Genomic DNA, 13,649 nt, shown 5'->3' with positions numbered 1-13,649 from the left:
AACTGCCGCTTTTCGAGCTACCACGGGCACCGGGAACATAATGGCGCGGACACCCGCTACTACTTTCCGCTACGACCTCTTGCGAAACGTTTTTATCGCGGATGGCAGATGGCGGACGGTGGTTGCAAGCAGAATCGCGCAGGCCTGAACGAGGAGCTGAGCCGCGGGGCCCGCACCAAGCGCCAGCACGAGCTGACCGAGTTGCGCCATGAACAGTGCGGCCACAGCGCTCGCGACGACGCTGCCTCTGCCGCCTGTGAACGGCGTGCCTCCGACCACCACGGCCGCAACCGCCGGCAGGAGATAGTCATTACCCGAAGTCTGCGAAGCGCTTCCGATGAATCCGGCGAGCAGCACGCCCGCCGCGGAAAAGCAAACGGCGGAGGCGAGGTACGCCCCAATCTTGTACTTCAGCACGTTGACGCCTGCGGCTTCAGCCGCGCGCGGGTTCACCCCCACGGCGACGAACCTGCGCCCTACCGTGGTCTTGCGGGTAATGATCCACGCGGTCGTCACGAACGCGAAGGCGAACCAGACGTTGGCCGGTAGCCCAAGGAACTGGGCGTGCGAAATGGTTTGCATGACGGTCGGCACTGCAACCGGAACGTTACCGGTCAACGAGCGGGCGCAGCCGATCAGCAGCGCGTTGACGGCAAGCGTCGCCACCAGCGGCGTAATCGCGACCCTCGAGATGAGCGCACCATTGATGATTCCGACGATCCCGCCGACGCAAACAGTAAAAATGACGGCAAGGACGATGGAATTGAATGCGAATCCCGTCCTGGCCATGACAATGCCGGCGAGCGAAACCATACCGATTGCCGACATGTCCAACCCGCGCTGCTGAATGACCAGCGTTTGGCCCGTCGCGACGATCGCAAGAATGCCAGCGAACGGAAGCATGGCCAAAATTGAGCCTCGCGTCATCGTGCCCGGCGCGACGATGGAACTGCACGCGAAGAGCAGGATCAGCCCGACCCAGATCCATGAGAATTCATCAACCGCTGGTAGCCGTGCCGGTTTTGCTTTTGATTTCGACTTAGAGGGCTCAAGGAATTCCGACATAACTTCCGCCTGATTGTGCATTGCGTTTTTCATTTCGCCACCACCATTTCTCTGCTCTTGGAATAGAGCGCGACTGATGCGAGGATCATCCCGCCCAACAGGTACGACTGCCACGAGTCGCCAATATCGAGGAATGAGGTGACGACATTCACCTGAATGATGAGGAGCGCACCCAGCAGCGAACCGACGAAGGAGCCGCGTCCGCCAAACAGGCTTGCACCGCCGATCACCACCGCTGCGACGCTTCCGAGCGTGTAGTTGATGCCGGCGCTCGGGTCGCCAGTGCCGACCTGCGCCATCATGGGCACGGCAGCGACGCCCGCAAGAAACGAACACCCCATGTACGCGGCGAGCGACGTCAGTTGCGGGCGGGCACCGGACATCCGCGCCGCTTCGACGCGGGAGCCCACGCCGCGCAGCGTGAGACCGGCCCTCGACTTGAACAACGCGATTTCGAGCACCACGGCAATCACGATTGCCACGATCGCGACAATGGGCATGACGCCGATCTGCGCACCGATCGACTCCACGATGGGATCCGCGATCAGGCCACCCGGAACCGGGCGCAGGAGCAGCGACACCGCTTGAAGCGCCATGTACGTCGCGAGTGTCGCCACCATCGGATGCAACCGGAACGGGCCGACAAGCATCCAGTTCACGAGTCCGACCGCAAGGGCGACGAGCAACACGATCACCCACCCGGAGAGCTGATGGCCCAGCGAGGCGCCATCCGTCAGGAAGAACGACTGTATGACGACGATCAGCCCCATGAGCGGCCCGACCGAAAGATCGATCCCGCCAACCAGCATGAGCATCTGCTGCCCGTATGCGACGATGGCCAGTGTCGCCACGAGCGCCAGCATGCCGCTGAGGTTTCGCGCAGAAAGGTAGGTCGGATTGACGTGCGCCGCATACATGCCGAGCGCACAGACTGCAACGGCAAGCATCACGAGCGGCGCCCAATCCCCAGCAGCCCACTTCCAAACGCCGGAGGTCCGGGAAGCGCCTTTCTCCCGCTCAGTCGTTGCGGTCAAGACGGCAGACGTGATGTTGTTCTCACTGACGGCGTTGTCGTCCAACTCCGTGACGACATGACCGCGCGAGAAGATGAGTACACGGTCACAGAGTCCCGCCACCTCGTGCGCATCCGACGAAACGACGATCACGGCGGTGCCTGCGGCCGCGGCCTCGCGAAGCACCTTGTAGATTTCCATCCGTGCGCCAATGTCCACGCCCTGGGTCGGCTCGTCGACCAGCAACACCTTGGGATGACTGGCGAGGACACTCGCCAGCACAAGCTTCTGCTGGTTACCGCCCGACAAGGTACGAATAGGCGTGTCAATGGACGGCGTCTTGACAGCGAAGCGCGTCACGGCGTCCCTGGCGCGCTTTGCTTCGCTGCGCTGGCTCACCCATCCCTTGATCGAATCGAATGGGAGACTACGGATCGAAAAATTTTCGCGCACCGACAATTCGCCGAAAATTCCCTCGCGATGACGATCGCCCGGCAGATAACTGATGCCCGAATCGGCGGCAGCCTGCGAGTTGCGAAGCTTCGCGGGAATGCCGGCCACCGTGACGCTACCGCGGCTTCGCGTCTGTCCCGCGAGGGCTCGCATGAACTCTCGCTGGCCGTTGCCGTCGATCCCCGCGAGGCCGACAATCTCGCCTTTCCTGACCCGAACCGATATGTCGGTAAAGCCGGCACCACGCAGCTTCGTCACGTCGAGAACGACGCTTGCGCCACCATTGTTACCCTTGGCCGGGAAGTCGCGGTCGAGCGCACCGCCAACGATCAGTTCGACGATCTCCTGTTCGCTGAGGCCCGCGGCCTCATAGGTGCCCTGGCCCTGACCGTCGCGAAGAACCGTCAGGCGATGCGCAATTCTCTGCACCTCGCGGATCCGGTGCGAGATATAGACAACCGAACAACCCGAAGCCGTTATCTTGCGGATGCGCTCGAACAGACGTTCGACGTCTTCCGTCAACAGATGTTCGGTAGGTTCGTCGAGGACCAGAACCTTGGGCTTTGCAGCAAGCGCTTTGACGATTTCGACGATGAACCGCTGCTCGGGGCCCAAGCTCACCACGCGCTCGTTCGCATCGATTGCAACATCGGCGCTCCATTGCCTCAGGAGGCCTCGCGCCCATTGCGCGACCTCCATCAAGGATGGACGCTGCTCGGCAGGCACGCCGAGATAAAGGTTTTCCGCTACGGTCAGGTCGGGCATGAGCGCCGGTTCCTGCCGTACGATAGCCAACCCCAACCGGCGTGCCTGCTCCGTGTCTCCTCGCGTTTCCGTGCCGTCGATCACGACGCGTCCCTTCTCCGGAACAAGGGCGCCGGACGCGACGGCCATGAGCGTGGACTTGCCTGCCCCGTTCTCGCCAACGAGACCGTGTACCTCGCCTTCGACCACCGAGAACGTCACGTCGTCAAGCGCCCGGACTCCGGGGAAGATCTTGGTGACACCATCGACCTGCAGCAGCGTTTTCTGGTCATTCATGATTCGTCTCGAACAATTACTGTGCAAATACTTCCTTGAACTTGTCGGTAGGAAGCGCGGAGGAGAGATCTGCGTCAGGCGGAGCGGCTCTGATGGTTGGTCGCGGAGTCGCCCGCCGCATATGCGGCCGTCCCGAAGACGCAGGCGCCAAACGCCGTGGCAATCTTCGCGAGTGCGCCGCCGAATCGGTACGCTGCATCGACTTCAAACCTGTCGAAGGAGGCCTTCATGAAATCGCGCGGGTCTTCCGTGTTTTGCGTGCCAGTTATCCAGGCCATAGGCGAGTCGAACATATTGATCCTTGATTCCGTTGTTGAATGTTGCCAATGCGCTCACTAGTTGCATTGCTATGTCCTACGAACTATTGACAAGAGAACGTGCCTTTCTGGTTCTTTTTTTTGTCTGCATGAGATTTATTAAGTAGAATTTGAATTCCGGCAGTGAGTGCGGATTGCTTCGAGAGCGGAATGCAATAGTTCGAAAACGAACAGAGGAATGCGGGGCGAGGTGTGACTTGCCGGCATAGCCCAGGATTCGACTGCTGAATTGCATCGCCTTTGCCTCCACCCGGAGCCTTGCAAACACGGAGACCGGATAGGCCGTCCTCCGTTTGGGCCACTCGAAAAGCACGAATCCACTGCGGGCCGGACGACCAGCCTGAATTTCTTTCTGCCCGACAGATTCTTGTCGGAATTACAAATAAGTAACTAGCAATACCGACACACAAGAGGACCGACGGCAGTTGGTCAACGAGAAGCCATCAGGATGCGCAGCATCACATCCGTGCTCTCGGCATATCATTTCAAATACGACGATGCTATCTACGATCGATTTATATAGGATGATGTGTTTCGGAATGAACAAAGTCAAGGGCCCTGGGGAATCTCCCTACCCATGTCGCATGGGTCACGGATTTCACATGGGTGTCGTCTCAAAGAGGGCGCGACTGCGAGCGGCGATGCCGCAACTGACCGCGTGACGCATCTTCGCTGCACTCCGTGATCGCCTGGTTATTCTTGAGCGTGGTGCAAAGCAAAGACGGATGAGCCCGCCAGCAGTGCGGGCTCGCGGGTTGGCGTGCAGATAGGGAAGATGCGCAAGTCGTAACTGGACACGCTCGCGGGAGCGGTGCCAGTCGATCGTCGAGCGGGCGACGACCGAAACGGCGACAGTGTTCGGGCTATCGCAGATATTGTGTGCACGCGCTGTGCGAGGCTCGGCGGTTCGCCGCGTTGACGACCAGGTAGCGGCATTGCCCCTCCTGGACCTCGAATATCATCTCGTGCCGTGCGCAATCGTTCCGTTCAGGCCGGCTACGTGCTCAATGCCATTCAAGGCAACAGACGTCCTCCCTCTCCCGGCACGACACGATGGCATCGCCGAATCTTCAGACATCAAGCAAACGAGGATTGAGCTCCCGTCAAACAAGATCGGCGATCCTCTTTTCGAGGATCGCTGTCAATTCTGATAAAACCATTCTTTGCCGACCGCTCAACGAATCCACGATCTGGACGCCGGTCATTCGATTCGCACCTGCTTGCGCGTCTGATCCGACCTCTCGATGGCATCAATCACCTTGTGAAGGGCTACCGCGGCATCAAAATCAGGGGCAATGTTGGTTCCCTGAACCAGATCCTCGGCCATCTGCCGATAGATGGCCGCCACGTTCCGCGCAAAGTCCGTATCCGCGAAATCGAAGTAGTGAGACTTCGCAACCTCAACCTCGCTATACCCCTGTTCGCCCCTGCGGCCAGCCTCCACGCGCAGTGGCGAGATATTAATGACGGGAGCCTGGTCATTCGTCGCGGTAATGCGCAAATCGCCCAGCGTTCCGTTGATTTCCCACAGCAGGCGCGTGCCGCGCGGCAGGCCCCCCCGAAGCTCTAGGGACAATGGTGCTCCCGACTTCAAAACGGCATTGACCATCACATGATCGTGTGTTTTCATCGGGATCGAGTCGCCCGTCTCGACGATGCGCACGGTCTTCCGGCGCTGCGACACCACGCCCTCCACCTCGTAGACGGGGCCGAGCACACTTTGCACGGCAGCAAGTGCATGCCCACCAATGATCGACAGCATGGTTGCGCCGTTGCGCGAATCCATGGCGTACGAGTCGCCGCGCGTGACTTCGTCACCCCAGGTAGGGCCGCAGCCAAGATAAGTCGACGACAACACGTCGCCTACGTATCCGTCAGCCACGATCTTGCGCACGAATTCGACCTCGGGCGACGCAGTGGCCTGGGTGCCCACCACTGCCCGTACCTTGGCCTGCTTGGCGAGCTCTGCAAGCTCGATCGCTTCTGCAAGGCCATTTCCGAGTGGCCATTCACAATAGACATGCTTGCCCGCCTCCAAAGCCGCGGTGACAACTTCACGATGATGGGGAACTTTGACCGTTACGGCCACGACGTCGATATCCGGGGAGGCCACTAGCTCCGCCACGTTCTCGAACGCACGCGGAATGCCGAAGGCAGCCGCGGCGGCCTTTGCGCTCGCGAGACTGGTGTTTGCCACGCCGGCGGTCTCGAATACGTCGGACAGCGCACGCAGCGCAGGAATATGAGCTGTCGTACCCCAACCGCGTTCCGTGCTCACTCCCACGATTCCCACTCGAAAGCGTTTTTTCATTGCATCCTCGAAACCATTCAGTCGTTTGTAGAAAGGCCGCCCTTTTTTTGTCAGGTACGGCTCGAACAGAATCCCGCTCGCGGCACGCCAGCCGACCTGGCCTGCACGCTGACGTGAAGCCCGGGCAACGCGTTAGACACAGCGCTTCGTCCGAGCCGCTCGATGCAGACCTGAAACAGCGGGATAAAGGCTTAACGAACTAACTTCACTCATTCAAGACGGCTGATGGTGCCTTCAATGCTGCATCGCATGTCCGAGCGTCTGGGCTGTTACGCCTCAAGGACATCGACGCGTAACGTCACGCCGGTCATTTGCCCACATTCGGATGCGGCCGGTATTGGCCCGTCTCCATCAGCTCCGAAGCAGCGAGGGCCTTCGGCGTCCAACGCAGGGTCGCGCGTGTTTCCAGCAACCAGGCCTGATAGCCCTCAGGAACGTCCTCCGACGGCCCGTGATGGATGACCCCCTTTGGCACACAGGTCAACGTGCCGGGTTCCGTGCAACCGCCCCAGGCGCCCGGGCCCCGCACGTAACAGATCACCTCGTCGAAATCGGCGTTGATGTGAACCGGCGGCCGCCCCCCGGGGCGCGCACTGAGGTTGAACATCAGAATGTCGCCCGTGCCTGATGACAGAAACTGGCTCGGCGGACCGCCCTCAGGCAGGTAGGCGTGAACCTGGATATTGGCCAGATTAAGCTTCCACACCGGGACGGACTCCGACAGGCGCATGCCGAGCGCGAGCGGATCATGCGACATCATGAAGACCGTGTTCTCGGTGTCGAGGGTTTTCAGCACCAGCCGCGTCGGGCCGCCGGCCGGGATGCTGGAATCGATCTCGGCGAACTTCAGATCGCGTGCAACGTTGAGCAGGCCACTTGGCGCGGGCGGCGCGAGTTTCAGGGCCGCGGGACTCTCGACGATGAGGCTTCGCATGGCATCGCCCGTCGGTGCATAGCGGTACGCGACGGATCGGGGAATGCAGACGAAGTCCCCTTCCGTCGCCGTGAGACAGCCCACGTCCGTTTCGAACCTGACCGTGCCGGACTGGATGAAATGAATCTCGTCCGCTTCGACGTTGCGCACCACATACGGCATGGGCTTGCGCCGTCCCGACACATGCAGTCTGACGCCGAGCCGGGAAGTCGCCACGGTGGTCGGAAGCGCCTCGGGGTCGTCCTGATCGTCAGGCGTCAAGCGCTCAAGGACGGCACGCCGCGGTGCGTGCGGCCCCTGCACGGAAAGATAATCAGGCGCGTAGGTCGGCCGGGTCACAACTGACAGCGCCCCCTGAAATCCGTCACGGCTCCAGAGTTGCACCGGCGGGGAGCCTGCATCATGCGGCTTGCCACTCATTTGTCCACCTCCTTCGTTCTCCAACACTGCCTCCGTCGCCTCTTGCCTCCTCTGTCGACGTCGGCAAGCAAAGTTCATATGGCAATTGGCGTGCTGGCATTTCCCATCATGATTTGCCTGGCTTGCCCACCAAGGCCGGTATTCGTTCTTCGCTCGCGATGCGGCCGGTGCCGATGCAGTCGGCCGAGGGCACCATACGAACGCGTTCTCACAAATGCACCCCAGTCTGCTCGTACGGGGGTCACGGACGATTGGCTCCGGTCACGTTAATGTCAGGGCACCCGACTGGCCTGCGACACGAACTTGGTCACGAGGTAGCTATCGAACGTCTCGCTGCCTCCTTCGCTGCCCATACCGCTATCCTTCACGCCACCCAGCGGCGTCTCGGCCAGTGCCAGGCCGAAATGATTGATGCCGACCATTCCGGCTTCGATACGGCCCGCAACGTATTCGGCGGTCGCGATCGAACTGGTGAACACGTAGGAGGCCAAGCCGTATGGCAGCGCGTTGGCACGTGACAAAGCCTCTTCAGTGCTACTGAACTTCGTTACCGGCACGACGGGTCCGAACGGTTCCTCGACCATCAGGCGTGCGGTATCGGGCACGCCGGTTAGGATGGTCGGGGCGAAGAAGTAGCCTGTTTTAGTCAGCCGGCTGCCACCGCAAACCAGCGATGCCCCGCGCTCCCGCGCGTCCGTCACCAGGGCCTGCATTGCGTCCAAACGTCGCTCGTGGGCCAGCGGTCCCATCTGGGTCTGGGGATCGAGGCCGTCTCCAACCCGGAGTAGCGCGTACTCCGCAGCGAAGGCATCCACGAACTTCTCATAGACTTTTTCGTGCACGAAGAAGCGGCTCGGTGCCATGCAGACCTGACCCGCATTGCGTGTCTTGGTGCGCGCCAGAAAACGCGCTGCCTGTTCTACGTCGGAATCATCGAACACCAGCACCGGCGAGTGGCCGCCCAGTTCCATCGTCATGCGCTTCATGTGCGCGCCGGCCAGCGACGCCAACTGTTTGCCGACAGAGATGGAGCCAGTGAACGAAATCTTTCGCACCGCGGGAGCGTTGATGAGATGCCGGGAAACCTCGGACGGCACGCCCCAGACGACGTTGAGGCATCCCGCTGGCAAACCCGCATCGTGGAATATGCGCGCCAGCGCCACCACTGCGCTTGGCGACTCCTCCGGGCCCTTGAGTACCACCGTGCAGCCCGCGCCCAAGGCAGCGACCACCTTCCGTAGCGCCAGGTTGAAGGGAAAGTTCCAGGGTGTGAACGCAGCGCAAACACCTATGGGCTCACGGGAGACCGTCTGCTGCACACCCGGTGTACGCGCCGGGATCACGCGCCCATAAATACGCCGGCATTCCTCCGCATGCCATTCAGCGTGCTCAGCACAGCTGAGTACTTCCTGAATGGCTTCAGTCAAAGGCTTGCCCTGGTCGAGCGTAATATTGCGGGCGATATGCGGAGCTCGCTCCCGGATCAACGAGGCAACGCGGCGCAGCAGCGTTGAGCGTTCGATTGCCGGGGTGTGCCGCCAGACCTGGAATGCATCGGCCGCTGCGCTCACGGCGTCATCCAGATCCTGGGGCGTAGCGTGCGGCAATCGGGCGAACGCCTTGCCAGTCGCAGGGTTGATCACATCCTGTTCGGGCCGCCCATCGGCGCTCAGAAAACGGCCACCGATGTAGAGGGCGAGTGTTTCGTAAGGTGCGGTTGTGGTGCTCATGGTGGCCTGGCTCATAGGAATACACTACCGCCGTCCACGGCGAGGGTCTGGCCGGTGACAAAGCTGGCGCCATCACTGACCAGGTACGCCAGCGCCGCCACGAGGTCGTTTGGCACCTGATCGCGCTGGATACAGCGGCCGGAAGTACGGGCGTTTTCACCAATGCGGTCTTGCAGATCAGTCTGCAGCACGCCGTCGCTTAGCGTGAAGCCCGGAGCAATCGCATTGACGGTGATGAGGTCCTTCGCCAGTTCCCGCGCAAGTGAACGCGTGAAGGCAATGACCGCCCCCTTGCTGGCCACGTAATGCGCCATGTTCACCGGCCCCTTCATTGGCACGGTGGAAGCGATGTTCACCAAACGCCCCCGACCGCTTTGGCGCAGTTGCGGCAACACCGCTTTGGCACAGTTAAATGGACCCAGCGTGTTGACTTCCATCACCCGCATCCATTCCTGATTGGTGATCTGCTCAAATGGCTTGAGTGCCAAGGTGGTGAATAGTGCGGCGTTATTGACCAGGCCATCGATTCCACCGAACTCCGAGACCGCTGCGGCCGTCATGTCAGCGACATCCGCCTCGCTGACAACGTCCGTGCGCATGCCGATGGCCTGATGTCCGGCCTCACGAAGCCGTGCCGCGGCTTCCTCGGCGCCTCGCAGGTCGGCGATGACGACACGGTGTCCCAGTTGTGCAAGGTGTTCGCTGAAGGCGTAGCCAATGCCACTGGCACCGCCGGTGACAATAAGGCGCTTGGGTAATTCAGGTTTCATAGTTTCCTTCGCAGTCAGAAGACTTCAGGTAGCGATGAGTGGGGCCCGTTTCACCGAGGAATCGCGGGCCCTTTGCTGCATTTCGCTACATACCCGATCAGATGTCAAAGATCCCGGCTACAATTTCCGGATACCGGACTTTTGTACGAAATTCGAATTTCGCGAGGGTTTATGGCGTCTCATTCGGAGGGGAAGGAACCACGGGAAAACGAACCGGAATACGTGATGGGGCTCGAAAAAGGGCTGTCCATCATCGAAGCATTCGGTATGAAGAAGGGGCCGCTGACTCTGACCCAGGCGGCAGAGATAACCGGCCATACAAAGGGTTCAGTACGACGGAGTTTGCTGACACTGTGCAGGCTGGGCTATGCCGCGCAGAATGGTCACAGTTTTGTCCTGGCACCTCGCGCTCTGAGGCTGGGCTACGCCTATGTAGTCTCAGAACCGTTGACCAAGGTCGCACAACCTATCCTGGAGATCACCAGCGAACGCACGCAAGAGGCTGCCTCGATCGCTGTGCTGGATTCGCAGGATGCAGTCTTCGTCGCGCGGTCAACGCATCGGCGCAGCCTTTCCAGCGGATTGGGTGTTGGCTCGCGCTTGCCCGCTTACTGTAGCGCCACAGGGCGCGTTCTGCTGTCAGAGCGACCACCGGCCGAGGTGAGATTCATGCTGAACAGAATGGCACGTCCCGCTCTGACGCCTCACACCCGTACTACGACCAGCAGCATCATGAAAGAGATTGAATTCGTGGGCAAACACGGATACGCCATCATCGACGAAGAACTGGAGATCGGTATTCGCTCAATCGCCGTTCCGATCCGCAACGCACGTGGCGAAATGATTGCAGCCATGAGTCTTTCTGTATCCACAAGCCGTATGACGCGCGAAGACGTGGTGGAACACCTGCTGCCAGAACTTGAAATCGCACGCCGCCACCTTGCCGCCCTGTTGTAGCGTTCCGCCTCTCTGCCAAGCAAAATCAGCGAGCCTGTGTGGCTCGCACTCTCGCGGTTGATGGCCCGCGGGACCGGCGAAATCGTCAGTTACCGCCCAGTTTCGCGCCGTCACGACGATGTGATCTCCGTCAGCCCTGGTCCTTTCCTGCATGCCGGACCGGTTGACGAACGGCAGTCAAGAGCGGCGAACAAGGTTTGCAACCAGCAGTTAGAGTGCTGGCGCGTCTAGACTACCTAACACTTGTCAACGTTGCACCGCGGTCCTACCCGATCAGGCTAACGGACTGGCCTGTTGCCCACCGCGCCGGTTTCGATTGACACGAGTACGCCTGAGTGGCGTCCACCATACGTCAGGAAACTCCGGCGGTCGGGAGCACGCCTGGCGGCCGGATGCGCAGACCGCCAGTTGGCCTATAGCGAGCGTTGCACGCGCCCGGCCGTTTCACGCAGCGTCGGCAGGAAGTTTTCTCGCAACGTTTCGATGCTTACGCGCCCTGAAAATACGCTCACACTCAGCGCCGCCACGATCTGCCCGACGCTGTTCTTCACCGGTACCGCCATCGCTGACATGCCGATTTCCAGCTCTTCGTCACTGATCGCGTAGCCGTCCTCTGTCGCGCGCCGGATCGCCTTCAGCACGCCGTCGAGATTTGCCACGGTGCGATTGGTGAGCCGCTTCATCGGCACGCTTTCGAGGTGCGCGCGCACCTGCTGTTCAGGCAGGCCACCTAGCAACACGCGTCCCGTGGCTGAGCAATAAGCAGGCAGGCGGCCACCGAGCTTCACGCCGGTCGACACGATACGCACCGCCTCGGCGCGTGCGATGAACACCGAATAACCCTCGTCCAGCACGGCCAGCGAGACGGACTCCTGTAGCCTGTCGCGCGCGCTCGCCAGCAGCGGCTGCGCAATCTGCGGTAGCGACGACGTGCTGAGGTAGGCGCCACCCAGCCGTAGCATGCGCGGCAGCGGCGTAAAAAACTTGCCGTCGTGCGCGAGATAGCCGAGCTCGACGAGCGTCAGCAGGCAGCGCCGCGCCGCGGGGCGGCTCAGGTCAGCCAGATGGGCCGCGTCCGAGACGGTCATGCGCGTGGTGTTCGCGCCGAACGCCTCGATAATCGCCAACCCCTTGGCCAGCCCCCCCATGCCTTCCTTCGCGCGGGTCTGGCTTGTCTCGTCCTCGTCCTTGACAGGCGACAAGGCGCCGCCCTCTGTGTTGACAGGACTTTTGATGGGTGTCATATTGGTTCTCATATCGAACAATGTACGATATTCGAACACACCCCGGTGAGGTTGTCAACGACAGTCCCGCCTCGGTCCCCGGCAATCCGCATTTGACAAATGCCTGCTACGGAGTCAGCAACTTGAACATCATCCCCATCCAGCCGGCGCGCCGCGCCAGCATCGAGTGGCCCGCCGAGGGCGTTACGCGCGTGCCCTATGCGCTGTTCCAGAGCGACGAAATCTATGCGGACGAGCAGGAGGCGATCTTTCGTGGTCCGAACTGGAGTTATCTGTGCCTCGAAGCCGAGGTGCCGAATCCCGGCGACTTCCGCAGCACGTTCGTCGGCGATGCTCCCGTGGTGGTCACGCGCGACGCGGACGGCGAACTCTACGCATTCGAAAACCGCTGCGCGCATCGCGGCGCGATGGTTTGCCTGGAAAACGAGGGCAACGCGAAGGACTTCAGCTGCGTCTACCATGCGTGGACCTACAGCCTGCAGGGCGATCTGCTCGGCGTCGCGTTCCGGGACGGCATCAACGGCCAGGGCGGTATGAAGGAAGACTTCTGCCTCGGCGATCACGGCTTGCGCAAGCTGCGGGTAGCGACGCTGCATGGTCTCGTGTTCGGCAGCTTCTCCGACGACGTGGCGCCGCTCGACGAATACCTCGGCGACGAGATCGTCGAACGCATCGCGCGCGTACTCGAAAACCGTACGCACGTCGTGCTCGGTCGCTTCACGCAGATGCTGCCGAACAACTGGAAGCTCTATTTCGAAAACGTGAAGGATTCCTATCATGCGAGCATCCTGCATCTGTTCTTCACGACCTTCCAGTTGAACAAGCTGTCGCAGCGCGGCGGCATCATCGTCGACCCCACCGGCGGCCATCACGTCAGCTATTCAGCAGTCGATCACGCGGCTGAAGCGGCGGCGCAGGCGGCCACGAACGACTACACGGGCCAGAAGATCCGCTCGGAGAGCGGCCACCAACTCGAAGACACCTCGGTGCTCGCGGGCACCGACGAGTTCGGCGACGGCATCACGCTGCAGATTCTTTCAGTGTTTCCAGGCTTCGTGCTGCAGCAGATCCAGAACGCCATCGCGGTGCGCCAGATCCTGCCGCGCGGCGCGCGCCAGACCGAACTGAACTGGACCTATCTCGGCTTCGAGGACGATACGCCCGGGTTGCGGGAAATGCGTCTGCGCCAGTCGAATCTCGTGGGCCCGGCCGGCTATGTCTCGATGGAAGACGGCTGCGTTGGCGGCTTCGTGCAGCGCGGCATCGACGGGGCAAGCGACGCACGCTCGGTGATCGAGATGGGCGGCGACGGCACGACCAGCAGCGCGAGTCGCGTGACGGAAGCTTCGATTCGCGGCTTCTGGAAGGCCTACCGTAACGCAATGGGATATTGA

The 13,649-nt window shown here is 61.1% G+C and carries 10 protein-coding genes; 2 read left to right on the top strand and 8 right to left on the bottom strand.

Features of this window, described 5'->3' with window-relative positions; all coding sequences use genetic code 11:
* Window positions 1-69: 69 nt before the first annotated feature.
* The 7 genes from ACQKRQ_RS24675 to ACQKRQ_RS24645 form a co-directional block, all read right to left on the bottom strand.
* On the bottom strand, window positions 70-1,086 hold the full coding sequence (locus tag ACQKRQ_RS24675; protein ID WP_427480021.1) for an ABC transporter permease: 1,017 nt from the start codon (window positions 1,084-1,086) through the stop codon (window positions 70-72).
* Between the two features lie 8 nt (window positions 1,087-1,094).
* Window positions 1,095-3,572: an ATP-binding cassette domain-containing protein gene (locus tag ACQKRQ_RS24670; RefSeq protein WP_427480019.1), complete on the bottom strand. Its 2,478-nt coding sequence runs from the start codon at window positions 3,570-3,572 to the stop codon at window positions 1,095-1,097.
* A 74-nt stretch (window positions 3,573-3,646) separates the two neighbouring features.
* Window positions 3,647-3,850, bottom strand: a complete 204-nt coding sequence (locus tag ACQKRQ_RS24665; RefSeq protein ID WP_427480017.1) for a hypothetical protein — start codon at window positions 3,848-3,850, stop codon at window positions 3,647-3,649.
* A gap of 1,240 nt (window positions 3,851-5,090) precedes the next feature.
* Window positions 5,091-6,200, bottom strand: a complete 1,110-nt coding sequence (locus ACQKRQ_RS24660; RefSeq protein ID WP_427480015.1) for a Gfo/Idh/MocA family protein — start codon at window positions 6,198-6,200, stop codon at window positions 5,091-5,093.
* 307 nt (window positions 6,201-6,507) lie between these two features.
* A complete protein-coding gene (locus ACQKRQ_RS24655; RefSeq protein WP_427480013.1) occupies window positions 6,508-7,554 on the bottom strand; it encodes a cupin domain-containing protein in 1,047 nt (348 codons plus the stop codon).
* 272 nt (window positions 7,555-7,826) lie between these two features.
* The gene (locus ACQKRQ_RS24650) at window positions 7,827-9,284 is read right to left on the bottom strand and encodes an NAD-dependent succinate-semialdehyde dehydrogenase (RefSeq protein WP_427480011.1); all 1,458 of its coding nucleotides are present in this window, start codon (window positions 9,282-9,284) and stop codon (window positions 7,827-7,829) included.
* Between the two features lie 11 nt (window positions 9,285-9,295).
* Window positions 9,296-10,054, bottom strand: a complete 759-nt coding sequence (locus ACQKRQ_RS24645; protein WP_427480009.1) for an SDR family NAD(P)-dependent oxidoreductase — start codon at window positions 10,052-10,054, stop codon at window positions 9,296-9,298.
* Window positions 10,055-10,279: 225 nt separating this feature from the next.
* On the opposite strand from ACQKRQ_RS24645, the gene ACQKRQ_RS24640 reads away from it, so the two are divergent.
* Window positions 10,280-11,011, top strand: coding sequence for an IclR family transcriptional regulator domain-containing protein (locus tag ACQKRQ_RS24640; RefSeq protein WP_427480007.1), 732 nt, complete (start codon window positions 10,280-10,282; stop codon window positions 11,009-11,011).
* A 413-nt stretch (window positions 11,012-11,424) separates the two neighbouring features.
* Here the strand turns inward: ACQKRQ_RS24640 and ACQKRQ_RS24635 are convergent, their stop codons facing one another.
* The gene (locus ACQKRQ_RS24635) at window positions 11,425-12,255 is read right to left on the bottom strand and encodes an IclR family transcriptional regulator domain-containing protein (protein ID WP_427480005.1); all 831 of its coding nucleotides are present in this window, start codon (window positions 12,253-12,255) and stop codon (window positions 11,425-11,427) included.
* Window positions 12,256-12,377: 122 nt separating this feature from the next.
* On the opposite strand from ACQKRQ_RS24635, the gene ACQKRQ_RS24630 reads away from it, so the two are divergent.
* A complete protein-coding gene (locus tag ACQKRQ_RS24630; RefSeq protein ID WP_427480003.1) occupies window positions 12,378-13,649 on the top strand; it encodes an aromatic ring-hydroxylating dioxygenase subunit alpha in 1,272 nt (423 codons plus the stop codon).

The sequence above is a fragment of the Paraburkholderia sp. NPDC080076 genome (assembly GCF_050281145.1).
Taxonomy (GTDB): domain Bacteria; phylum Pseudomonadota; class Gammaproteobacteria; order Burkholderiales; family Burkholderiaceae; genus Paraburkholderia.
The sequence above is the reverse complement of the archived record's forward strand: the minus strand, read 5'-3'. Positions and strand labels throughout refer to the sequence as shown.

What these genes read in the sequence shown, in the direction of transcription:
- ACQKRQ_RS24675 (WP_427480021.1), bottom strand. Translation starts at nt 1,086, where the DNA reads ATGCACAATCAGGCGGAAGTTATGTCGGAATTCCTTGAGCCCTCTAAG.
- ACQKRQ_RS24670 (WP_427480019.1), bottom strand. Translation starts at nt 3,572, where the DNA reads ATGAATGACCAGAAAACGCTGCTGCAGGTCGATGGTGTCACCAAGATC.
- ACQKRQ_RS24665 (WP_427480017.1), bottom strand. Translation starts at nt 3,850, where the DNA reads ATGGCCTGGATAACTGGCACGCAAAACACGGAAGACCCGCGCGATTTC.
- ACQKRQ_RS24660 (WP_427480015.1), bottom strand. Translation starts at nt 6,200, where the DNA reads ATGAAAAAACGCTTTCGAGTGGGAATCGTGGGAGTGAGCACGGAACGC.
- ACQKRQ_RS24655 (WP_427480013.1), bottom strand. Translation starts at nt 7,554, where the DNA reads ATGAGTGGCAAGCCGCATGATGCAGGCTCCCCGCCGGTGCAACTCTGG.
- ACQKRQ_RS24650 (WP_427480011.1), bottom strand. Translation starts at nt 9,284, where the DNA reads ATGAGCACCACAACCGCACCTTACGAAACACTCGCCCTCTACATCGGT.
- ACQKRQ_RS24645 (WP_427480009.1), bottom strand. Translation starts at nt 10,054, where the DNA reads ATGAAACCTGAATTACCCAAGCGCCTTATTGTCACCGGCGGTGCCAGT.
- ACQKRQ_RS24640 (WP_427480007.1), top strand. Translation starts at nt 10,280, where the DNA reads ATGGGGCTCGAAAAAGGGCTGTCCATCATCGAAGCATTCGGTATGAAG.
- ACQKRQ_RS24635 (WP_427480005.1), bottom strand. Translation starts at nt 12,255, where the DNA reads ATGACACCCATCAAAAGTCCTGTCAACACAGAGGGCGGCGCCTTGTCG.